Raw genomic sequence first — 24,666 nt, forward strand, 5'->3', positions numbered from 1 at the left:
ACCTCCCAAGTTTTTTATACCCAAAATAATTATTTCAGTAAAAAATAAATTTTTCAAGAAAATTTTATTCTTTCAAAAATTTTTTATTGCAAGAAAAAGAAGTTGCCATAATGACAACTTCTCAAAGTATTTTATAATTCTTTTAAATATTTATTTAATAATTTGTAGGAAGCTTCTTCATCTACAGTAGAGATTAGTCCAGCTGATGATAAAATATAATTTTTATCTAAATAATATTTTATCTTCCTATTGATTAAATATTTATCGTCTAAATCCTCTATTGCTGAGAGAATTTTTTTCGGCTCATTAGAATTAATAAGCGATCCACCAGTTCCGATAAACATTTCAGCCGGTCTCAAATCTTTTCCGTATTGCTCGTAAATCGTCCTAGTAGGAGTTTTAATTTTTTTTATGTGACCAATATGTCTCATAAGTGAAGTGTGAGTAGCAATATAGCAAAGGACATTGTCAAAGAATAAATCTTCGTCATTGTCTGGAATATAACTTGTGTGATTGAAACGATATTCCGTTTTTTCCCTTGCATCCTTTATGCCAAATTTTAGGAAGGGTTCTTCACCTACTGACTCATAAAGAGCAGTGGCTGAATACCTCATGCCCATGTCGCCTTCCACAGTTCTCTTTTCAAAGGGTTCATCAATGGGAGGTGAAATTACATTTTCTTCTCCGTAATAAGTTTTGCCAATGGAATGGATGTCTGTAGTTGCTCCACCAATATCCACAGATAAAATAACTTTATCTAAATGTTTTGCATAGACAGACATTGCCTTTTGAACTGCAACTGGCGTTGGCAAAAGAATTTCAAAATCCTTACTCAATAAATCAATTCCCTTAGCGTGAGCAATTGTCCTTATAAAAAGGTCGCCAATTGTCTTTCTAAGCGGTCTGTAATTTATAGTGTTAGTAGTTGGCATGACATTTTCTGTGAAGTCACAAGGAACACTATTTTTTTCAAAAATTTCCCTTATTTCTTCATGAGTGTCAATATTTCCTGCCACAACAACAGGAGTCTTAATACCACCCTTTGCAAGTTTTTTTGCATTGAAGATAATATTATCTTTGTTGCCGTGGTCAGTCCCACCACATAATACTATTATATCGGCACCAGAATTTTTAATTTCATCTACATTTTCATCTGTAAGTTCATAGGAATATACCTTTAAAATTCTGGCACCAGAAGATAGTGACGCAAGCCTTGCAGCGTCAGTAGTAAGATTCTTTGAAAAACCTATTGCTACAACTTTTAGTCCTCCTGATGCTGAAGAGCAACCTAAAACTTTGTCATATTTGACATCAGTAACTTCCCTTAATTTTTTATAGGCATTGTTAAAGCCTTCTCTAACATCAGTTTCTACAGTGGTGTAACTTGATGCACTGCCTAGAATTTCATTTTTGTCAGTATCCACTAAATTAAGTTTAGTATAAGTTGACCCAACATCGACTAAAAGGTAAATCATGCTAATTTTTCATCTACAACTTTCATAATTTCAGCGTGATTTTTTTCTACAATTTTTCTTGTAGCAGCCATTTTTTCTTCAAGTTCATGTCTGTAGTCTTGGTCTTTAAGTGAGTTTAGGTTGATGATTACATTTAAGAAAGCACCATTAACTGCAGCTTCAATATTTAATAGAGCAACTGCAACATCAGTGATAGCATTTGAATTTCCTTTTTCAGCAAGTTCTCTTGCAAAGTCATAAAGTTCTGTAACCTTCATACCAAGTCCAAGAGGTACTTCAATTGCATTCTTATATCCTTCTTGGATTTTTTCAGATCTTATAGCTTTTTCTTCTTCAGTTTCCTTTGGAAGTTTCATAGCATCCATAACTCCATTAAAAGAGTTAGCATCCTTGTCAATTCCATCAACAAATTCTTTTTTATATTTTACAAGTTCAGCATGGATTTCTTCCATTCTTTCAGAAACATCCATATATTTTTTCTTGCCAATAGTTAGTGCTGCAACCATTGCAAGAAGTGAAGCAGCCATTGATGCGTTAAGTGCAGCAATAGATCCGCCACCTGGTGCTGGTGAATTTGAAGCAGTTTCGTCTGCGAATTCTACTATAGTTAAATCTTTAAGCATTTTTCCTCCTAGAATAATCCAGTGATAACTCCGTTGTTGTCAATATCCATCTTGTTGGCAGCTGGTACCTTTGGAAGTCCAGGCATTACCATGATATTTGAAGTTTGAACAACAATAAATCCTGCTCCTGCAGATACTCTTACATCTTGAATTTCGATGTCAAAGTCAGTAGGTGCTCCCATTACTTTTTGGTCGTCAGTAAAGGAGAATTGTGTCTTAGCAACACAGATAGGAAGTTTATCAAGGCCCATTTCTTCAAGTTTCTTAACTTGATTCATTGCAGCCTTAGTGAAGTTAGCCTTTCTACCTCTGTAAATTTCAGTAACAATAGTGTTAACTTTGTTTACTATGCTGTCATTTTCGTCGTAAAGTGGTTTAAAGTTAGACTTTTCTTCGTCGATTAGTTCAACAACTTGTTTAGCTAAATCTTCTGCACCTTCGCCACCCTTTGCGAAACATTCACAAAGTGAAATTCTTACGCCAAGTTCTGCGCAAAGTTCTTGTAATTTTGCAATTTCAGCTTCAGTATCATCAGCAAATCTGTTGATAGCAATAATAGCTGGAACGCCAAATTTCTTAATATTTTCAACGTGACGTCTTAAGTTTGCAAATCCTTTTTCAAGAGCTTCAACATTTTCAGTCTTTAGTTCTTTTTTATCTACTCCACCGTGCATTTTAAGAGCTTTAATTGTAGCAACAATTACTACAGCATCTGGAGATAGACCAGCTTTTCTACATTTAATGTCCATGAATTTTTCTGCACCAAGGTCAGCACCGAAACCTGCTTCTGTAACAGCGTAATCGCTAGTGTTAAGGGCAAGTTTTGTAGCTAAAATTGAGTTACATCCATGAGCAATGTTTGCGAAAGGTCCACCGTGAATAAAGGCAGGTGTATTTTCAAGTGTTTGTACCATGTTTGGTTTTAATGCATCTTTAAGAAGCATTGCAACTGCACCTTCGATTTCAAGGTCAGCAACTGTTACTGGATCACCATCAAGGTTATATCCTATAACCATTCTTGCCAATCTATTTTTTAAGTCTTCGATATTTTCAGAAAGACATAGAACAGCCATGATTTCAGATGCAACAGTTATCATGAAGTGGTCTTCTCTAGGGAAGCCATCTGCTTTTTTACCAAGAGAAATAACAACATTTCTTAGAGATCTGTCGTTCATGTCAAGAACTCTCTTCCAAGTAATTTGTCTGCAGTCAATTCTTAGAGCATTTCCTTGGTGAATGTGGTTATCTATACAAGCTGAAATAAGGTTATTTGCAGCTGTCATTGCGTGAAGGTCTCCAGTGAAGTGAAGATTAATATCTTCCATTGGAACTACTTGTGAGTATCCGCCACCTGCAGCTCCACCCTTAACACCAAAAACTGGTCCAAGAGATGGTTCACGAAGTGCTACTGCAGATTTTTTACCAATTCTATTAAGACCTTGAGTAAGTCCAATAGAAACTGTAGATTTGCCTTCACCTGCTGGTGTAGGGCTAATTGCAGAAACTAAAATTAGTTTTCCGTATTCGTTATTTTCATCAATTCTTTTAATTGCGTCCCAAGAAATTTTTGCTTTATACTTTCCGTATTGTTCAAGGTCATCTTTTTCTAGACCGATTTTAGCAGCAACTTCTTCAATAGGAAGCATTGTAGCTTCATCAGCTATTTGTATATCTGTTTTAAATGCCATATATTTAATTACTCCTCAATCAATAATGTTTCAAGAACTTGTTCTGATTTTAAGCCTTCGATTTGCATATAATAAGCTGCTGAATCTACTAGGGCTTGAAGTGGAAGAAGTCCAATAAGTTCAGTATTTACAACTGTAACTCCATATCTCTTAGCTTCTGATTTAATCATTTCAAGAGCTTGGTAAATTGCAGTTTTTTCAAAGTTTACAAGGTTCATTGATACTTGAGTTTGACCTTTTTCTTCAAGTTCAAGACCAATAGCCTTAACAAATCTAAGTCCTCCACCAATGTGACGAACTTTCTTTGCAATTGTATCAGCAACAGTTAAGTCGCTTGTGTTTAGGTTAACATTAAATGCAATAAGGTGGAATCTTGCTGCAACAGCAGTAGCTCCTGATTTAACATTCATTTCTTGAGGACCAAAATCTGGTTTCCATTCAGGTTCCTTGATTTTGTCGAAGAATCCTTCATATTGTCCTTTTCTTACTTTTGCAAGATTCTTTCTATCTGGAGTGGAAGCTGCATCTTCATATAGATAAACAGGAATTCCCATATCACCAATTGCTTTACCAACTTTTTTAGCATATTCAACACAATCTTCAGTAGTACATTCAGTTACTGGAACGAAAGGTACAACGTCAACAGCTCCCATTCTTGGATGAGCTCCCTTGTGTTTTGACATATCGATTATTTCAGAAGCAACTTTTACAGATTCAATAACTGCATCAATAACAGCTTCTGGTTCACCAATAACTTCAACAACAAGTCTGTTGTGGTCAGCATCTGGTTGATAATCGATTAATTTAATGTTTTCTTTTGCTCTAAAGCATTCTGTGATTTGTTCAACTTTCTTTAGGTCCCTACCTTCAGAATAGTTTGGAATACACATTACTCTTTTCAATTGATTTCCTCCTATAGGTTATCTAATACTTTTTTCTTACCGTTATATTATATAGTATTTAAACTAAATATTAAAGTTCTACTACTTTTTCAACTTCTTCAAGAAGTTTTCCGCTTGTGATTAATTCTTGAGCTTTTTCAAGTTCAACATAAATTTCAATCTTCTTATCTTCTTCGATAAATGCAACTTGATTTCTAATTACATCGTGTGCAACTTTTGTACCTTTACCAAGTTCATATTTGTTGTCTTCCATTTCCATTCTGAAATCAAGAGCTTGAGCAGCTATCATAAGTTCAGTAGTTAAAATTCTTGCAGTGTTCTTAACAACTTCTCTAACTTTTCTTGAAGCCCAGTTACCCATTGATACGAAGTCTTCTTGGTTTTCACAAGATGTTATAGAGTCAACACTTGCTGGGTGAGATAGTGTTTTGTTTTCAGATGCTAAAGCAGCTGCTGCATATTGAGTGATCATAAATCCAGAGTTAAGTCCTGGGTGTTTAACTAGGAAAGAAGGCATTCCAGAAAGTGTAGTGTTAACCATTCTTTCAATTCTTCTTTCAGAAACATTACCTAGTTCAGAAACTGCAATTGCTAAAAAGTCAAATGGTTGAGCCATCAATTCTCCGTGGAAGTTACCACCAGAAATTACCTTACCATCATGAGTGATGATTGGGTTATCAGTTGCAGAGTTAAGTTCGATTTCAACTTTTTCTTTAACATATTCAAGAGTATCCTTAGAAGCTCCGTGAATTTGTGGCATACATCTGAATGTATAAGCATCTTGAACTCTAAGTTCAGCAGTGTGAGTTACATAAGTTGAACCTTCAAGAATATTTCTTAAGTTTTCAGCAGTCTTAAGTGATCCTGCGTGTGGTCTAATTGTGTGAAGTTCTTCCCAGAATGCGTCGATGATTCCTCTTGAAGATTCACAAGCCATAGCTCCTGCGATATCAGCGATCTTAGAAAGTTGAAGTGCATCATATAGTGCAAGTGCTCCAGTTGCAGTAAGAACTGTAGTACCGTTAATTAGTGCAAGACCTTCTTTTGCTGCAAGTGCAATTGGTTTAAGTCCTGCTTTTTCCATAGCTTCTTTACCTGGAAGAAGTTCTCCTTCATAGTAAGCTTTTCCAAGACCAAGCATTGGAAGAACCATATGTGCAAGTGGTGCTAAGTCTCCAGATGCTCCAAGAGATCCCTTTTCTGGAATAAATGGAACAACATTTCTATTTAACATTTCAAGAAGTAATTCAATAGTAGAAAGTCTGATTCCAGAAACTCCCTTTAATAATGAATTAATTCTAATAAGCATAACTGCTCTTGTTTCGTCTTCAGGAAGTGGGTTACCAAATCCAGAAGCGTGAGTTCTAATGATGTTTTCTTGAAGTTGAGCTGAATCTTCTTTAGAAATTGAAACTCTTGATAGAGAACCAAATCCAGTGTTGATTCCATAAACTACTCTTTCTTCTTCAACGATTTCTTCAACATATTCTCTTGATTTGTTTACATCAGCAATAGCCTTTTCGTCGATTACTGCCTTTACATGGTTTCTAGTAACTTCTACTAATTCTTCTAGTGTTAGATCATTACCTGTTAATACTACTTTGTTCATAATTGTCTTCCTTTCTTTTACTTAATTACATTTTACTTACTAATTCAAAAGAAAATATAAAGATGAAAAATTATGTCATCCTTTGAAAAGTAGTAACTATAAAAATTTACCAGCACTTGCTAAACTTTAATTGTTTGCAAATGTTTTCTACAATGATTCTATTCCAAATATAAATTATTGTCAATAATTTTCAATAAAATTAAACTCTTTTGCTAAAAAAAGTACAATATTTTATCTCTTTTTTTTAGTAATTTGATTCTTATTTTTTGTGTTTTAAACAAAACTTAGTCTACATGATTAGTAATCCTTCCTTTTTATAAAAAATTATTATAAAAACTTTTAAAAAATTATATCATTTATATTAATCTATGTATTTTACATATTTGCATCTTAAAAAAAATATTTCCAATAAAAAATGACTTAGTCCCCTAAGTCATAAAATTTATTTTAATCTTTTTTTATTAATCCATAAACTATTAGACCAATGGAAAGAATAAAGGCAATTTTAAATGTGAAGTCGCCTTTGATGTAATCAATTAAATGATTTTTATAAGACGATGTTACCTTAATATCTAAAAGTGGCATGAAGTGTAAAAATATTATCAATAAAACCGTCAAGACCACGCCAGTTATAATGTACTTGTCTCTAGATTTCATTTATTTGCTCCTTTCTTACAATTAAATATACTCCCACAAGTTTTTTTGCACTGCCTTTTCTTACTTCTCCATCCTTATTAATAATTTTAAAGTCATAAGAATCAATTTCAGGATAAAGACTGGCAGTGGCAAAAGTTTTTCCTTCAACTTTTATATCAAGATCTAAATCAATTAAAACCTCTCTTTTTACATCAAAGCCCAAGGCATTAGAAATTATTTTTGCATCAATTGGCAGGTCTGCCATATAATCATTTTTAAATTTTTTCTCTCCAAGTTTTATAGTGACTTCTTCATTTTCCTTGTTGTCGCATATTGACTGATAATAGTCTCCATTAAACTCTACTACATTTTTAACTTCTGAAATATCTTCAATTATATAGCCTTCTTTATTTTTTACTTCTTGCTTAATATAATCTTCATCTTCAAAAAATTTTATGTGCTTTATTTCTGAAATCTCATAGCCTAGGCTCTCTTCAATTTGTTTTTTCTCTTCATGAGATAGGTCTTCTATTTCAAAATTTTTCTTGTCCTCACCTTTTTCACCGCTTATATTTTTTTGATCTTCACTTGAAATTACCTGGTCCTCATTATGTGAATTATGAGTCCTAAGTCCAGCATAGATTAAAAGCAAAAATATTATGGCAAGAAAAATAATTATCTTCTTCAGCGATGACTTCATCAAACACCCTCCTTAAAAGGATTATATCAGCTGAAAAAAATTTTTTCCATGAAAAAGCAAGAAAAAATGACTTAGTCGCCTAAGTCATCTCTATCTAATATTTACAAAAATTATTTAAAGCACCTTTGCCAAAAAGTTTTGTGTTCTTTCGTTCTTCGGATTTCCAAAAACTTCTTCTGGACTTCCCTCTTCTACAATATAACCGCCGTCCATGAATAAAATTCTGTCGCCAACTTCTCTTGCAAAGCCCATTTCGTGAGTTACGACAACCATTGTCATGCCTTCCTTGGCAAGGTCCTTCATTATATCTAAAACTTCTCCTACCATTTCTGGGTCAAGGGCAGATGTTGGTTCGTCAAAGAGCATTACCTTTGGATTCATGGCAAGGGCTCTCGCTATGGCAATTCTTTGTTTTTGTCCGCCTGATAGGGACTTTGGATAGGAATCTCTCTTGTCTGGAAGTCCCACTCTTTCTAAAAGTTCCATTGCCTTTTTTTCTGCCTCTTCTTTTCCCATTTTCTTCACAAGAGTTGGAGCAAGGGTAATGTTATCTATGATGTTTAAGTTGTTGAAGAGGTTAAAGGATTGGAATACCATGCCCATTTCTTCACGAACTTTATTTATATCAATGTCCTTTGAAGTGATCTCTTCATCATCTACAAAAATTTTGCCACTTGTTGGCTCTTCTAAAAGGTTTAGGCACCTTAAAAAAGTTGATTTGCCTGAGCCTGATGGTCCAATTACAACTACTACTTCCCCATCTTTTATTTCTTGATTTATTCCCTTTAGGACTTCAAGTTCTCCAAAGGATTTAGTCAAATTTTCTACCTTAATCATTTGCAAGTCTCCTTTCCAAAAGTCCCATTGCCTTTGACAAGCTAAAGGTCATTATAAAGTAGATGCAAGCTGTAAATATAAAGGGCCTTACTAATTCATAAGTACCTGATGAAATACTCTTACCTGCATACATAAGCTCTCCAACTCCAACTGTGTATGTGATTGAAGATTCCTTTATAAGAGTTATAAATTCATTTACAAGTGCTGGCAGTATGTTTTTAATTGCTTGTGGCATGATTACTTTTACCATTGCTTGCTTTTTATTAAGTCCAAGAGATCTTGCAGCCTCCATTTGTCCATGGTCAACAGATGAAATCCCTGATCTTATAATTTCTGCAACATATGCTGCTGAGTTTAAACTTATTGAAAGCGCACACAAAAACATTGGTGCAGTCAAAAGTGTAAACTGTTCTGGTATTATTTTTTTTAGTCCAAAATATACTATCAAAATTTGCACAAGCATTGGAGTTCCTCTCACCACTTCTATATAAATACTTGAAAGTATATTTAGTAATTTAATTTTTGATGTCTTCATCAGTGCAAGTATTATTCCAATAGTAAAACCTAAGAGCACACCAATTATTGAAAGCTCAATAGTGGTCAAGGCTCCATTCAAATATGTTGGAAGATACTTGTTTGCGAAGGCAATTTGTCTCGATATGATTCCCATATTATTCCTTTCTAATTTATCTAATCCACAAATTAAAAATTCCCCACACAATGTAGGGAATATTTAATTACTATTTACTAGCTTCTTTGTTAGATAGTTCAATATACTCATCAAACCATTTATCTACTTGGCCTGAATCTTTTAATCCTTTAATAACTTCATTAACAGCTCCTGTTAAATCGTCATTACCCTTTTTAATTGCTACTGCAAATCCACTTTCATCTGGAATTCCTAAATCTTCTATAATAACAAGTCCATCTGTTATTGATGCAAATTGTTTTGCTGGAAGTTCTGATAGGAAAGCTGCATCAATTGATTTGTTTTTAAGTTGTTCAATGATTACATTGTTTAAATCAAATCCCTTACAGTTATCTCCAAACTTTTCTGTTGCAAACTCGTGTTGAAGTGATCCTAATTGTGTACCAATAATCTTTCCATTAAGGTCATCAAAAGTTTTATACTTATCTTTGTTTTCTTCCGTTACAAGTAAAACTTGCTTGCCTTGTGAATATTCGTCAGAGAAATCAACTTGTTTCTTTCTTTTTTCATCAGCACCCATGCCTGCAAGAACTATGTCAACATCTCCTGCATTTAGTGAAGCAAGAAGTCCTTCAAAGGCCATATTCTTAACTTCAAGTTCAACTCCAAGAGAATCGGCAATTGATTTTGCGATTGCAAGGTCAATACCTACAAATTCTTCTTTGCCACTTTGGAAGGATGTCCATTCCATTGGTGGGAAGTCTGCTGAAGTTCCAAGAACAATTTTGCCCTTTTCCTTTATGGCATCAATAGTTGGTCCAGTAGTTGTTATTTCAAACTTAACTGCTTCCTTTGCTTCTTCTTTTTCATCATCTTTTTTCCCACAACCAAATAAAAATAAGGCTGCCATTGCTATAATTGCAATATTAAAAATCTTCTTTTTCATAATACCCTCCTAGTTCCTTGTAAATAGTATTTCCATGTCTTCTTTAATTTTAAAAAACATTATAACTCAAAACAAATTGAATTTCAACGATTTTTATTACTTTATTTAATTAAAATTCTAAAAGATCTCCTGCTGGTACACTCTCTATAGTCTCTTCTTTTTGCTCTGCTGAAACTTTTTCTTCTACAGGCGCCTTAGCTTCTTCCTTTTTAACTCTTGAATATTGGTAAACGCCCCAAGATTCAAGTTCATTATCTGTACCTATCCACACCGGTGAACCCACAGACATATTTGGAAATACATAATTTTCCACATCATAATTAAATAGTCTTATGCAGCCGTTGGAATAGTAGCCGCCAATTTGATGAGGTTTAATATTTCCATGAATGCCGTAGCCGCTTGCTCCAGGCAATCTTAGGCCCATCCATCTTTCCCCAAGGGGATTGTTGGGGTCGTCAGCTTTAGCTGGTTTGTACTTTCCATTCATTCCGCCCCAGGCAGGGTTTTTGTGCATATTTTGAATTTTTCCCTTTGCAGATGGTGTTGGTGTGGCATTGGTACCCAGTGTCACTGGATACTTGCCAATAGACTGATTTCCCTCATACATAGTAAGAGTTCTTCTTGACTTGTTTACCACTATCCACTTGCCCTTTGTTGGTGGATTTGTCACCATGTCGTAAACTTCATAATTTTCAGTGTGTAGAGCCTCTTTAGTCTTGTCGTTTAGAGTTCCCGTCACTGGCAAATTCATGCGAGCTTGCCATCTTTTGATTTCATCTCTCTTTTCAACGCCGCTTTTATCCATAAAACTATTTTCTCTGACAAAGCCCTTGGCAAAAACAAAATTTGGCAAGAGACTTGCAGCTAAAATAAAAATTCCAATTTTTTTAATTTTCTTCAAATTAATCCTCCAATTTATCCCTTAAAAATTCTCCAGTGTAAGAATTTTTGCACTTAACAATTTCCTCAGGGGTGCCAGTGAAGAGAACCTCTCCTCCACCATCGCCGCCTTCAGGTCCTAAATCTATTATATAATCGGCACACTTTATGACATCTAGGTTGTGTTCAATAGTAATGACAGTGTTGCCTCTATCTACTAACTCTTCCAAAACCTTTATGAGTTTATTTACATCTTCAGAGTGAAGTCCCGTTGTAGGTTCATCTAAAATGTAGAGAGTCCTGCCTGTTGCCCTCTTAGAAAGTTCTGTGGCAAGTTTTATTCTCTGTGCCTCTCCACCTGACAAGAGGGTAGAAGATTGTCCAAGCTTGATGTAGGACAAGCCTACATCTCTTAAGGTTTCAAGCTTTCGCAAAACTCTCTCGTGATTTTGGAAAAAGTCAATTGCCTCTTCCACTGTCATATCTAGGACATCGTAAATATTTTTGCCCTTGTATTTAACTTCAAGAGTTTCACGATTGTATCTCTTGCCATTGCAAACTTCGCAAGGCACATAGACATCAGACAAAAAGTGCATTTCAACTTTTAAAATTCCGTCGCCCTTGCAGGCTTCGCACCTTCCGCCCTTTACATTAAAGGAAAATCTCCCCTTCTTGTAGCCACGCATTTTTGCTTCGTTAGTAGATGCAAATATATCTCTTATTATATCAAAAGCACCAGTATATGTGGCAGGATTTGATCTTGGAGTCCTTCCAATTGGTGATTGGTCAATATCAACAATTTTGTCAATATTTTCCAGTCCTTCCACACTTTTGTGCTTGCCAGGTTTTATTCTCGACTTATTTATTTTTTGTGCAAGACTTTTATATAAAACTTCGTTTACTAGAGAGGACTTGCCTGAACCAGAAACGCCAGTTACGCAGATAAAGTCGCCTAGAGGAAATTCTACATCAATATTTTTTAAATTATTTTCACTGGCCCCTATGACCTTTATTGATTTACCATTGGACTTTCTTCTCTCCTTGGGCACTTCAATTTTCTTTCTTCCGCTTAAATAGGCACCAGTAATCGACTCTTGAACTTCCATAATCTCTTCAGCAGTCCCCTGTGCAACTATTCTTCCACCATTTACACCAGCAAGGGGTCCAATGTCAACAATTTGGTCAGCTGCAAACATTGTGTCTTCATCGTGTTCTACAACGATTAGTGTGTTTCCTATGTCCGTTAAATTTCTTAGGGATTCCAAAAGTTTTGCATTGTCCCTTTGGTGAAGTCCAATGCTGGGCTCGTCTAGGACATAAATTACGCCCACAAGTTGTGAGCCAATTTGTGTTGCAAGCCTAATTCTCTGTGCTTCTCCACCAGAAAGAGTTCCCGCCATTCTTGATAGGGAAAGGTACTCTAAACCTACATTTACCAAAAATTCAAGACGAGATTTTATTTCCTTTAAAAGTTCTTCAGCTATAATCATTTCATTTTTTGTGAATTTTAAATTTTTGAAAAATTCCAAGGCCTTATCTATGGAAAGTTCTGTAAGCTCAAAAATATTTAGGCCGCCAACTTTTATGGAAAGAGAAGAATCTTTAAGCCTTGAACCATGACATTTTGGACAGGGAACTTCTTCCATAAATTCGTCAATTTTGTCAAGCATTCTGTCGGAGCTGGATTCAGTATATCTTCTCTTTAAATTTTTTAAAATTCCCTCAAAGCCACCAGAGTATTTTTTTTCTCCTGAGAAGAAGGAATTGAAGGAGAAGCTCAATTTTCCCTTATAGCCCTCAAAAATTGCCTTCATAAATTCTTCTGGTGCATTTTTTATTGGCTCTTTTGTGCTAAAGTTAAATTTCTTTGCAATTTCAGAAATTATTTCATAATAATAAGTCCCCTTGGAGTTGGAGTAGCAGGCTATTGCTCCCTCATCTATGGAAAGTTCCTTATTAGGAATTACTAAGTCTCTGGAAACTTCCTTAGAAAATCCTAGACCCTTACACTCATGGCAGGCACCAAGAGGTGAGTTAAAGGAAAAGGACCTTGGTGTAACTTCTTCTATTATAATATTGCAGTGAGGGCAGGCAAATTTTGTTGAAAAAATTAAATCTTCACCATCAAGAACATTTACCTTGGCAATACCGTCACTTAAATTTGTTGCAATTTCAAGAGAATCTGCAAGTCTTGATTCAATTTTTTCCTTTACAATAATTCTGTCAACAACAATGTCTATATCATGATTTTTGTTTTTGTCCAACTCAATGTCTTCTGAAATGTCATGCATTTCTCCGTCAACAAAAACCCTTAAAAAGCCATCCTTTTTTATCTTCTCAAAAACTTTTTTGTGTTGACCCTTCCTGTGCCTTACCACTGGAGAAAGGATTTGAATTTTGGTCCTTTCTTCTAACTTCATAACTTCATCAACTATTTGGTCAATTGTGTAGGAAGAAATTTCCTTGCCACATTCTGGGCAAAAGGCATGACCAACTCTTGCATATAAAAGTCTTAGGTAGTCATAAATTTCTGTAACTGTGCCCACAGTTGACCTTGGGTTTTTTGATGTAGTCTTTTGGTCAATGGAAATTGAGGGACTCATGCCTTCGATGTAATCCACTTCAGGTTTGTCCATTTGTCCCAAAAATTGTCTGGCATAGGAAGACAAACTTTCAACATATCTCCTTTGACCTTCGGCATAAATTGTGTCAAAGGCAAGGGATGATTTTCCTGAACCGGAAAGTCCAGTGAAAACTACAAATTTATTTCTTGGGATTTTTAAATCAACATTTTTTAAGTTGTTGACTCTGGCTCCCTTTACTATTATTTCATCTTTCAATTTAACACCTCTTTATAAAAGGGCAGATTTTTTCTTCTCTCTTAAGTCCTTTATCTTATCTCTAATTTCAGCAGCCCTTTCAAAGTCAAGTTCCTCTGCTGCCCTGTACATTTCAGGTTTTAGAGCATCAATCATTTCATTTATTTCATCCTTTGTAAATTCATTATCTGTATCTACAAGTTCTTTAAAGTCAAGGCTATCTTCTGTAGCAATGGCAGTGTTAATAACTTCACGCACACCCTTAACTATTGTCTTTGGAGTGATGCCATGGTCTTTATTGTAGGCTTCTTGAATCTTTCTTCTCCTAGAAGTTTCATCAAGGGCAACTTGCATTGACGGAGTTATTGTATCGGCATACATTATAACCTTTCCCTCGGCATTTCTCGCAGCACGACCTGCCGTTTGTATAAGTGATGTCACAGAACGAAGGAAACCTTCCTTGTCTGCATCAAGTATGCAGACTCTCGAAACTTCTGGAAGGTCAAGACCCTCTCTCAAAAGGTTAATGCCAACAAGGACATCCACCTCTCCAAGACGCAAATCTCTTATAATTTTCATTCTCTCCAAAGTATCAACATCGGAATGCATGTAAGTTACTTTATACCCAATTTCTTTTAAATGTCTTGATAAATCTTCAGACATTCTCTTAGTAAGAGTTGTTATTAAAACTCTTTCCCCTCTCTCAATAGCTCCATTTATTTCATTTATTATGTCGTCAATTTGATTTTTTATTGGTCTAACTTCTATTATTGGGTCCAGAAGTCCCGTAGGCCTAATAATTTGCTCAACTTGTTGCTCTGTATGCTCAAGTTCATAGGGACCTGGCGTTGCAGAAACATAGACGCATTGGTTCATCATTTCTTCAAACTCATTAAACCTTAGTGGTCTATTGTCAAGGGCAGAAGGAAGCCTAAATCCATATTCAACTAAAGTTTCCTTACGAGATCTGTCGCCGTTAAACATTCCCCTAATTTGTGGAATTGTTTGGTGAGATTCATCTATTATAGTTAGAAAATCCTTGGGAAAATAATCTATTAATGTGTAGGGTCTTGAGCCTGGAGTCCTGCCAGATAAGTGTCTGGAATAATTTTCTATGCCAGAGCAAAAGCCCATTTCAGAAAGCATTTCTAAATCGTATCTAGTCCTTTGCTCAAGCCTTTGTGCTTCCAAAAGTTTTTCTTGGTCCTTTAAGACCTTTAGTCTCTCTTCAAGTTCTTCTTCTATGGTCACTATTGCCCTCTTCACCTTTTCTTCTGAAGTTGCAAAGTGAGATGCTGGCGTGATGTAGGCGTGATTTAGGTAGTGCAAGACCTCCCCAGTCAAGGCATTTACTTCTGTGATTCTATCTATTTCGTCGCCAAAAAATTCAACGCGAATGGAATTTTCAGAAGAAGATGCAGGGAAAATTTCCAAAATATCTCCACGAACCCTAAAGGTTCCACGCTTAAATTCATAATCATTTCTCACATATTGAATGTCCACGAGCTTACTCATGACATCATTTCTGTCCTTAATCATGCCAGGTCTAAGAGAAATAGCTAATTGTTCGTAGTCAATGGGATCTCCCAATCCATAGATGCAGGAAACTGATGCTACAATTATTACATCCTTTCTCTCAAAGAGAGCCATAGTCGCAGAGTGACGAAGCTTATCTATTTCATCATTTATAGAAGAATCTTTCTCTATAAAAGTGTCCGTCCCAGGCACATAAGCCTCTGGTTGATAATAATCATAGTAGGACACAAAAAATTCAACTGCATTTTCTGGGAAAAATTCCTTTAACTCCGAGCAAAGTTGATAGGCAAGAGTCTTGTTGTGGGCAATTACAAGAGTTGGCTTTTGCACCCTCTCTATTACATTTGCCATAGTAAAGGTCTTGCCAGAGCCTGTTACACCTAAAAGATTTTGGTGCTTGTAGCCCTTTTTTATGCCCTCAGCTAATTTATCAATTGCCTGAGGTTGGTCGCCAGTAGGCTTGTAGTCTGAATGAATTTTAAATTTCACTTAATCACCTTCTAAAAAGCAAAAATATTGGAGTCCGTCCTCTTTTCAGTTCCGCCAATATAAACATCATCTTTCTTCAAAATAACTTGTCCACGGCCCATGTTTTTAAAATCACTAATTACACTGACATGGTGACCAAGTTTCTTTAGACCATCAATTATATCGTCATCAAAGTCACACTCGACTTCAATGTTTTTGTCGCCAGTCCACATAAGTCTAGGTGCATCAAGAGCAGCCTGTGGGTTTAAATTAAAATCAAGCATATTCATAAGGACCTGCACATGAGCTTGTGGCTGCATAAAGGCTCCCATTATGCCAAAGGCTCCAAGGACCTCGCCCTTCTTTGTCATGAAGCCAGGAATTATTGTGTGGTAGGGAAGCTTTCCTCCTGCAAGTGAATTTGCCAGCCCCTCTTCAAAATAAAAGTTTTCAACTCTATTGTTAAGAGCAATGCCTGTCCCTGGCACTACAATGCCTGACCCAAAGCCAGCATAATTTGACTGAATCATAGAAACCATGTTGCCATACTTATCTGCTGTGGCAAAATAAACTGTGTCTGATGATTTTATTGCATAAGACTTTGGCATTTCAGCAAAATCTTTTATCTCAGCCCTTCTTTTTTCAGCATATTCTTCTGACAAAAGCTCTTCGATTTTTATCTTCATTGAATCAGGATCTGCCACAAAGGTCTTTGCATCAGTTAAGGATAATTTTATGGCCTCTATAATTTTGTGCATAGTTCCTATGTCAGATCTATCCTTTATTTCCATTTTATTTAAAATATTTAGGGCCATTAAGACGGAAATACCGTGACCGTTAGGCGGTATCTCCCAAATGTCAAGGCCCCTATAATTTGTTGAAATTGGATCAACATATTTTGGAGTAAAGTTTTTTAAGTCCTCTTCATTTAAAAATCCGCCCAATCTTTCTACTTCAGATGAAATTTTTTCTGACAGACTACCCCTATAGAAGGACTCACCCCTAGTGTCACGAATTTCTCTTAGGGTCTCTGCCATGTCTTTGCAGGAAAAAACTTCTCCAGCTCTCGGCGCTCTTCCTTCTATTGTAAAAGTTTTGAAAAATTCATCAAATTCTTTTCTATTAAATTTTCTGTATTTTTCTACACTTTCTCTCCAAAGCTTTGCAATTTGTGGAGTGACTGCAAAACCTTCTTCTGCATAAGAAATTGCAGGCTCAAAAATTTTCTCAAGACTCATTGTGGCAAAGTCTTCATGAACTTTCATGAAACCGCCAATAAGTCCCGGCGTGTTAATTACATTTACACCACAAGAAGGCATCTTGTCATAACCCTTTTTCTTTAAGGCATCAATGGAAATAGATTTTGGACTTCTTCCACTGGCATTCATGCCATAGAGCTTGCCTTCAAAATAAATGAGAGCAAACATATCTGAGCCAAGACCATTGCCTGTCGGTTCAACTACAGGAAGGGCCATAGATACGGCAAGGGCAGCATCAATTGCATTTCCCCCTTCAAGCAAAATTTTTGCTCCAGCACTTGTTGCATAGGTTGAAGAAGTTGCCACCATTCCCTTTTTCCCAAAGATGGTCCTTCTTGTGGAAGGATAGGGATATTTATTGTAATCAAAATTCATTTAATCATCCTCATATTTTATAAAAATTATTTTTTATTTCTAAAAATTATCACTCAAAGCTTTATCAACTAAAGATAATTCTATAATTAAAAGGTAAATAATTCAACTTCTAGTGATTATTGTTGAAAATATTCTTAAATTTAAATTTTCCCTAGCTTTAAAAATTTTTTACTCTAAAGTTTTTTATATTTTTAAAATTTTTCTTTGTTGTAAATTTTTCTTAGCTTAAAATTATTTCATCAAAAAAATATTATGTAGGATTGGATTAGAGTAGTGCCTAAAAAATCAAAAGAAAAAAAGAGAAACTTCAAATTGAAGTCTCTCTCAAAATTAAAATTATTATTTTCTACGATTCTTCTTGTTCATATTTTTCATCTCTTTTTTAAATCTTTTGAGATCTTGTTTATATTCCCAAGCATCATAAATTTTTATTTTTTTGTTGTGCTTTTTAGCTAAGTCAAAAACACTTTCCTTATCCTTTTCATCAAAGAAAAATCTCTTAGTTATATCTCCCTTTGTGAAATATAAAAGTATTAACTTAGGCTCTTCAGCTTTCTTTTCATAAGTAATAGCTTCAATGTCTGACCAATCCCACACATTGTAGGTGTGAGTAATTTTCATGTCAGTGTACATTTCAAGTCCCTTGGCAGTTACTGATACATATCTCTTAGATAATAAGGACAATAATAATAAGAGTGCAAGAATTAAAGTAAGCTTATACTTTGTGGTTATGCCTAATATAATCAAAATAGAAGTGATTATGTAGGCATATTTTTCAGAAAAGTTTTTTCTTGGATTTACATACACGTATTTAATTGCTTCGCTGTCATCATCCCAAGGTAATTTTATTTCTGACACATAATCACTTCTTTCTAATTCAATTATTTTTAATTTTTAGTCTTTGCTTAATTAAGCCTTTAAATTAAGCATTAACCTTTGGTGCTTTTCCTTCTGCTCTTAATTTTTCAAGTTGAGCAAGAGCATATTTGTGTGCTTCTTCAGGAGCAGCAGCTGCTTTCTTCATCTTTGTTTTACCAAATAAATTTGTGTAAGCTCCGTCAGCCCAGAATATATTTCTGCCCATAAGTGCAGTTACACAAGCGTAAATTGGGTTTAGTAAGTTTACGAAAGCAAATGGGAAGTAAACGAATGGACTCATGCCAAGTACTCCAGATTGGTAAGCTCCACAAGCTGTCCATGGGAACATACAAGCCCAAAGTGTACCAGCATCTTCAAGTGTTCTTGAAAGCATATTTCTTGCAAGACCAAGTTCATCATACTTATCATCATATAGTGGAGCAGGAACACCGATTCCTAAGAATTGGTCACACATTGCTGCATCACAGAATATTGATGTAAGCATTGTAGCGAAAACAAGTCCGCCAACAGTGTTGATTTTATGTTTAATATTTCCAAAAATTCTTTCAACAGAACCACATTTTTCAAGAGCACCACCAAAGGATACTGCAAGAATAATTAGGTTGATTGTCCACATTTGATTATCCATACCACCCTTAGCAAGAGCTGCGTCTACAAATTCATTTCCAGTTTCAATTCCTGGACCATAGTGAAGTACTCCAAATAATCCAGCTAAATTATATCCACCTTGGAAAATAACTGCAAATAATACACCAGTTGCTACTGAAATAAGAACTCCAGGAAGTCCAGGAACTCTCATAACACATACAACTACAATTACTATGATTGGAAGAAGTACAAGTGGGTTTAGATTAAAGTTTGCTGCTAGTGCTTCTTGGATTCCTTGTGCAATTGTAGGATCATAGTTAGCACCATTAATTCTTGAACCAAGAATTGTGTAAATAATAAGTGAAATAATAAAAACAGGTCCTGTAGTAGAAACCATTGCATTTACGTGGTCAAATAGTCCAGTATTTGAAACACCTGCTGCAAGGTTTGTAGTATCAGATAGTGGAGAGAATTTATCTCCAACATAAGCTCCTGAAATAACCATACCTGCTGTTAGTGCAGGGCTAATTCCAAGACCAACACCAATTGTCATAAAGGCAATACCTATTGTTCCTGTTGCTGTCCAAGATGAACCACAAGCAAGACCAACTATTGCTATAAGAATACATCCTATAGGTAAAAATGTTTGTGGTGTAAGTAATTTCAAACCATAATAAATAACTGCTGGGATAGTTCCTGAAATCATGAAAGATGAAATCAATAGACCTACTGTAAGTAGAATTAAAATTGCTTCAAGAGTAGCTGTAAGTCTTTCGATCATTCCTTCAAGCATATCAGAAAAACTATGTCCACATGCTGCTCCAACTCCACATGCAACTACAATTGCAATAACTAATGGCATATGAGCTCCGTCATAAACGCCATCAGAAAAGTTGAAAACATAAACCATTAAACAAACCATTGTAATAATTGGCAAGAATGCTCCTATAAAACTAGGAAGTCTAACAGCTTTTTGACCTTCGTTCTTCATATAATAACCTCCTCGAAATATCATTTAGCATATTAATTTTGCATAAAAAATTTTTAATATGCTTGCGATACAATTTAAAAAGAATTTTGTATCGCTGAAAATGTTTTCTAAGTAAATTCTAACCTAGATTGACCTACAAGTCAATCAATTAATTTAAAAAATGGCACAATTACAAGAAAAAATACAATCCGTTAGTCTCGTTACATGATAACATATTACTATGTCTTACAATTTTTTTGTGTAAAATTGTTTTATAAAAATTCTCTAACTCTTTAATTAACAGCATTAAATCATTGTTTTTTATAGAAATATTTTTATTAAAATTAACTTCTATGCAAAATTTTATTTTCAATAAAAGAAAAGTGCAAGTGAACTTCACCTGCACTCAATTAAAATTATTAAATTAAAAACATTATTTAACTAGTTTTCTATCTTCAACTACAAGTTCTCCATCTACATAAACTTGCTTACATAGATTTGTTCCAAAGAAGTAAAGTGTATAGTCAATGTTGTGAGCATCGAAAATTGTAATGTTTGCTCTCTTGCCCTTGTCAAAGGATCCCATAGTCTTTGCTCTGTCAACTGAGTAGGCAGCGTTAATAGTTACTGCGTTAAATACTTCAATTGGAGTCAATTTCATTTCAAGACAGCCAAGTTGCATGATGAATTGAAGGTTCGCTGTTGGACAAGATCCTGGGTTTGAATCTGTACAAAGTGTAATTGCCATTCCCTTGTCAAGCATCTTTCTTGCTGGTGCATAAGTGTCAAGCATTAGGGAGAAAGTTGTTCCTGGAAGTAAGTTTCCAATAACATTTGCCTTTGCTAGAGTTTCAATTTCACCTTCATCTACTACCATTAAGTGTTCTGCAGAAACTGCTCCAACTTTTGCAGCAACATCTACGCCACCAATGTTTTCAATTTCATCAGAGTGGATTCTTAATTTAAAGCCATGTTCCTTTGCAGCTTCAAGTATTCTTTCTGATTGTTCAGCAGTGAATACTCCCTTCTCGCAGAAAACATCACAGAATTCTGCCAAGTTTCTCTTGGCAACTTCTGGCATCATGTCAATTACTATGTCAACATATTCATCTGAATTGTCCTTATATTTTTCATGAATTACATGAGCTGCCATGAAAGTTCTAATTAATTCTGTTGGAAAATCTTTATTTAACTTTTCAAGGACTTCAAGTTCCTTAAGTTCAGTTTCAAGAGTTATTCCATAACCACTTTTTGCTTCAACAGCTGTTACACCATGAACTAGCATGTGTTCCAATAGGTCTCTAGTCTTGTCGTAAAGTTCATCAAAGCTTGCTGCGTCAGTTGCCTTTAGTGTAGAGAGAATTCCTCCACCTGCTTCAAGAATTTCAAGGTATTCCATACCATTAAGCTTCATTGCAAATTCATTTTCACGACTTCCGCCATATACTAAGTGAGTGTGAGCGTCAATAAGACCTGGTGTTGCAACCTTTCCTGTAAGGTCAACTATTTCTGTCTTGTCATCCTTTAAATTTTCGTAGCCCTTGCCTTCACCAACTTCTAAGATCTTTCCATCCTTAATAGCGATGTAAGCATTTTCTAAGATGTCGGCTTCATTCATTTCTTCACCTCTTAGTGGTCTACCAATGTCTTTTGGTGAAAAAACTTGTTCAAGATTAATTAATATTTTATCCGCTTTCATAATTCCTCCTTTTATCTGTCCTTATCTTAACACATTTTTTATACCCATTAAATAATAAATTATTATTTCTATTTTATATCAAAAAATTTTTCTGGGAAATTTATTCTATTATTATAGGAATTAAGGAGGAAAAATTTTTTGCATATTTTAGAAAAATTTTTATAAATTAAATCCTATATATTAGTCTCTTTTTTTAATTTGAAAACGATTCGTTTCTTTAATTTACCATGGTAAATAAATCAACAGATAGTCCAGTATTACTGATAACCACAATTCCCACGAGATTTTCGCATTTTCTATAAAATTTTAAAATTTTTTTAATTTTTTAGGAAATTAATTTCCCTTTGTATTTACTTTTTAAATATTTTAATTTATAATAGCAAGTAAATGGAGGTTGATAAAAGTGATTAATAATCATAACGCAGATGTTCAAAAGATTATGAAGGTACAAATCAAAAACTTACCAGAAAAAAAATCTTTTGAACAAGGAATTAGAAGAGCTCCTGATAGAGGATTTAGACTTTCAAAGGACCAAACTAAGGTTGCCCTTAGAAATGCTCTAAGATATATCCCAGAAGAATATCATGAAGAATTAATTCCTGAATTTTTAGAAGAACTTACAACTAGAGGAAGAATCTACGGATACAGATTCAGACCAGAAGGAAGAATTTACGGCAAGCCAATTGACGAATACAAAGGAAATTGCTTAGCTGGAAAAGCTTTCCAAGTAATGATCGACAACAACCTAGACTTTGATGTTGCTCTTTATCCATACGAACTTGTAACTTATGGAGAAACAGGTTCAGTTTGTCACGACTGGATGCAATACAACTTAATCAAACAATATCTTGAAATTATGCACGATGACGAAACTCTTGTAATGGAATCTGGTCACCCACTTGGACTATTTAAGTCAAGAAAAAATTCTCCAAGAGTTATAATCACTAACGGACTTATGGTTGGTGAATACGACAACCTTGAAGACTGGGAAATCGCAGAAGAAATGGGAGTTGCTAACTACGGACAAATGACTGCTGGTGGTTGGATGTACATTGGACCACAAGGTATTGTTCACGGAACTTACAACACTATTCTTAACGCTGGTAGATTAAAACTTGGTCTTAGCGAAAAAGATAACTTAGCTGGAAAATTATTCGTTTCATCTGGACTTGGTGGAATGTCTGGTGCTCAAGGTAAAGCCGGAGATATCGCAGGTGCTGTATCTATCATCGCTGAAGTTGATATTTCAAGAATTGAAACTAGACTTGAACAAGGATGGATCAAGAAACTTGCTGAAACTCCTGAAGAAGCAGTTAAACTTGCTCAAGACGCTCTTGCAAAGAAAGAAGCTCTTTCAATTGCCTTCCACGGAAACATTGTTGATCTTCTTCACTACATGGACAAGAACGATGTTCACATTGACCTACTTTCTGACCAAACTTCTTGCCACAACGCATACAATGGCGGATACTGTCCAGTAGGAATCACTTTCGAAGAAAGAACTGAACTACTAAGAACTGACATCAAGAAATTCCATGAACTTGTTGATGAAACTCTTAAACAACACTTTGAAGTTATTAAGAACCTTACTGCTAAGGGAACTTACTTCTTCGACTATGGTAACTCTTTCTTAAAGGCTATCTACGATGCTGGAGTTAAAGAAGTTTCTAAGAACGGTAAAGACGACAAAGACGGATTCATTTGGCCTTCTTATGTAGAAGACATCATGGGACCACTTCTATTTGACTATGGATATGGACCATTCAGATGGGTTTGCCTAAGTGGTAAACACGAAGACTTAATTGCAACTGACCACGCTGCAATGGAATGTATAGATAAAGACAGAAGATACCAAGATATGGATAACTATATCTGGATCAGAGACGCTGAAAAGAATCAATTAGTAGTTGGAACTCAAGCAAGAATTCTTTACCAAGATGCTAAGGGTAGAGTTGACATTGCTCTTAAATTCAACGAACTTGTTAGAGAAGGAAAGATTGGTCCTGTTATGATGGGTCGTGACCACCACGATGTATCTGGTACAGACTCTCCATTTAGAGAAACTTCTAACATCAAAGATGGTTCTAATGTAATGGCTGACATGGCTACTCAATGTTTCGCAGGTAACTGTGCAAGAGGTATGTCTCTTGTTGCTCTTCACAACGGTGGTGGAGTTGGTATTGGTAAATCAATCAACGGTGGATTTGGTCTAGTACTTGACGGATCTGAAATGGTTGACGAAATTATCAAACTTTCACTTACTTGGGACGTTATGAGTGGTGTTGCTAGACGTAACTGGGCTAGAAATGATCACGCTATCGAAGTAACTAAAGAATTTAACGAAGACAATGAATTCGGACACATTACAATTCCTTATCTTGTAAAAGATGAACTAATTGACAATGCTGTTGATTCACTTAATATCGACTAATAAATAATCTTAAATTGCCCTACAGGAAACTGTGGGGCTTTTTTATGCTCTCTTTCTTTTTTATAATTAATAAAAAAAGTGACTTCATGGTATAATTTACTTATAAAGAGGTGTAGAATGAAAAATTATTATTTCAAGGAAAAATTTTTTAAAATTACAGACCACTATGCTATCTTAGATGAAGATGGCAATGACGCCTATTTTGTGGACCAAGACTTTAAACTCATCGGCTATTCTTCCACTATTTCTGATGCTAATAGAAATCCAATTTTAGAAATTGACAAGGAAATTTTTAACCTTTTTCAAAAATTTAATGTGAATTTTACTGACGGAAGGTATATGAGAGTTGAGTCAAAGTTAAGTTTTTTGACAAGAAAAGTTGAAGTTGACTACGATGGAGAGACTTTCAACCTAAAGGGAAACTTTATAGATTTAAACTTTGACATTTATAGAGGCTCTGACTTAATTGGGGAAATCGAAAAGACTTTCTTTGCCATGACTGATACCTATAGGCTCACAGTTCACCATGAAAATTATACAGAAGCCCTCCTCGCCCTCACCCTTTGCCTAAATAATATAAAGGACACTGCTAGAGCTAGATCTAATTCCGCTGGCTAAAAAATATAAGTAATACAAGAAAATTTAAAGTAAAAAATCTGCTAAAAATTAAATGTTGTGACCCCATAAAGTTGGACCTA

The 24,666-nt window shown here is 35.0% G+C and carries 19 protein-coding genes; 2 read left to right on the plus strand and 17 right to left on the minus strand.

Going from position 1 to position 24,666, the window contains the following annotated elements; all coding sequences use genetic code 11:
* Positions 1-131: 131 nt before the first annotated feature.
* The 17 genes from glmL to hutI form a co-directional block, all read right to left on the minus strand.
* Positions 132-1,475: a methylaspartate mutase accessory protein GlmL gene (glmL, locus tag HMPREF2801_RS08880; protein ID WP_070612004.1), complete on the minus strand. Its 1,344-nt coding sequence runs from the start codon at positions 1,473-1,475 to the stop codon at positions 132-134.
* Positions 1,472-2,098 carry a cyclodeaminase/cyclohydrolase family protein gene (locus HMPREF2801_RS08885; protein ID WP_070612006.1) on the minus strand — a complete coding sequence of 209 codons (627 nt, stop codon included), beginning with the start codon at positions 2,096-2,098 and terminating at the stop codon, positions 1,472-1,474. The genes glmL and HMPREF2801_RS08885 overlap by 4 nt, the downstream gene beginning before the upstream one ends.
* An 8-nt stretch (positions 2,099-2,106) precedes the next feature.
* A complete protein-coding gene (locus tag HMPREF2801_RS08890) occupies positions 2,107-3,786 on the minus strand; it encodes a formate--tetrahydrofolate ligase (protein ID WP_070612008.1) in 1,680 nt (559 codons plus the stop codon).
* 8 nt (positions 3,787-3,794) lie between these two features.
* Entirely contained in the window at positions 3,795-4,688 is an 894-nt protein-coding gene (gene ftcD, locus HMPREF2801_RS08895) for a glutamate formimidoyltransferase (RefSeq protein WP_070612010.1), read from the minus strand.
* A gap of 70 nt (positions 4,689-4,758) precedes the next feature.
* Positions 4,759-6,297: a histidine ammonia-lyase gene (gene hutH, locus HMPREF2801_RS08900; protein WP_070612012.1), complete on the minus strand. Its 1,539-nt coding sequence runs from the start codon at positions 6,295-6,297 to the stop codon at positions 4,759-4,761.
* Between the two features lie 447 nt (positions 6,298-6,744).
* On the minus strand, positions 6,745-6,954 hold the full coding sequence (locus tag HMPREF2801_RS08905; RefSeq protein ID WP_070612014.1) for a hypothetical protein: 210 nt from the start codon (positions 6,952-6,954) through the stop codon (positions 6,745-6,747).
* Complete coding sequence (locus HMPREF2801_RS08910) at positions 6,944-7,633, minus strand: hypothetical protein (protein ID WP_070612016.1); 690 nt, start codon at positions 7,631-7,633, stop codon at positions 6,944-6,946. Before HMPREF2801_RS08910 ends, HMPREF2801_RS08905 begins: the two co-directional genes overlap by 11 nt.
* Positions 7,634-7,747: 114 nt before the next feature.
* Complete coding sequence (locus HMPREF2801_RS08915) at positions 7,748-8,470, minus strand: amino acid ABC transporter ATP-binding protein (protein ID WP_070612018.1); 723 nt, start codon at positions 8,468-8,470, stop codon at positions 7,748-7,750.
* Positions 8,463-9,140, minus strand: coding sequence for an amino acid ABC transporter permease (locus HMPREF2801_RS08920; protein WP_070612020.1), 678 nt, complete (start codon positions 9,138-9,140; stop codon positions 8,463-8,465). Before HMPREF2801_RS08920 ends, HMPREF2801_RS08915 begins: the two co-directional genes overlap by 8 nt.
* 70 nt (positions 9,141-9,210) lie before the next feature.
* The gene (locus HMPREF2801_RS08925) at positions 9,211-10,065 is read right to left on the minus strand and encodes a transporter substrate-binding domain-containing protein (protein WP_070612023.1); all 855 of its coding nucleotides are present in this window, start codon (positions 10,063-10,065) and stop codon (positions 9,211-9,213) included.
* Between the two features lie 109 nt (positions 10,066-10,174).
* Positions 10,175-10,966: a L,D-transpeptidase family protein gene (locus HMPREF2801_RS08930; protein WP_070612025.1), complete on the minus strand. Its 792-nt coding sequence runs from the start codon at positions 10,964-10,966 to the stop codon at positions 10,175-10,177.
* A gap of 1 nt (position 10,967) precedes the next feature.
* Entirely contained in the window at positions 10,968-13,784 is a 2,817-nt protein-coding gene (gene uvrA, locus HMPREF2801_RS08935; RefSeq protein ID WP_070612027.1) for an excinuclease ABC subunit UvrA, read from the minus strand.
* Positions 13,785-13,796: 12 nt separating this feature from the next.
* Positions 13,797-15,788, minus strand: coding sequence for an excinuclease ABC subunit UvrB (uvrB, locus tag HMPREF2801_RS08940; protein ID WP_070612028.1), 1,992 nt, complete (start codon positions 15,786-15,788; stop codon positions 13,797-13,799).
* An 11-nt stretch (positions 15,789-15,799) separates the two neighbouring features.
* A complete protein-coding gene (locus HMPREF2801_RS08945) occupies positions 15,800-17,401 on the minus strand; it encodes a gamma-glutamyltransferase family protein (protein ID WP_070612030.1) in 1,602 nt (533 codons plus the stop codon).
* 339 nt (positions 17,402-17,740) lie between these two features.
* Entirely contained in the window at positions 17,741-18,259 is a 519-nt protein-coding gene (locus HMPREF2801_RS08950) for a hypothetical protein (protein ID WP_070612035.1), read from the minus strand.
* A gap of 64 nt (positions 18,260-18,323) precedes the next feature.
* On the minus strand, positions 18,324-19,859 hold the full coding sequence (gene nhaC / locus HMPREF2801_RS08955) for a Na+/H+ antiporter NhaC (protein WP_070612037.1): 1,536 nt from the start codon (positions 19,857-19,859) through the stop codon (positions 18,324-18,326).
* Positions 19,860-20,271: 412 nt separating this feature from the next.
* Positions 20,272-21,537, minus strand: a complete 1,266-nt coding sequence (gene hutI / locus HMPREF2801_RS08960) for an imidazolonepropionase (protein ID WP_070612039.1) — start codon at positions 21,535-21,537, stop codon at positions 20,272-20,274.
* Positions 21,538-21,976: 439 nt separating this feature from the next.
* Between hutI and HMPREF2801_RS08965 the strand changes: the two genes are divergently transcribed.
* Positions 21,977-23,968 carry a urocanate hydratase gene (locus tag HMPREF2801_RS08965; protein ID WP_371327455.1) on the plus strand — a complete coding sequence of 664 codons (1,992 nt, stop codon included), beginning with the start codon at positions 21,977-21,979 and terminating at the stop codon, positions 23,966-23,968.
* Positions 23,969-24,085: 117 nt separating this feature from the next.
* Complete coding sequence (locus HMPREF2801_RS08970) at positions 24,086-24,586, plus strand: LURP-one-related/scramblase family protein (protein ID WP_070612043.1); 501 nt, start codon at positions 24,086-24,088, stop codon at positions 24,584-24,586.
* Positions 24,587-24,666: the final 80 nt, after the last annotated feature.

Origin of the sequence: Peptoniphilus sp. HMSC062D09, assembly GCF_001811425.1 — a bacterium.
Classification (GTDB): domain Bacteria; phylum Bacillota; class Clostridia; order Tissierellales; family Peptoniphilaceae; genus Peptoniphilus_A.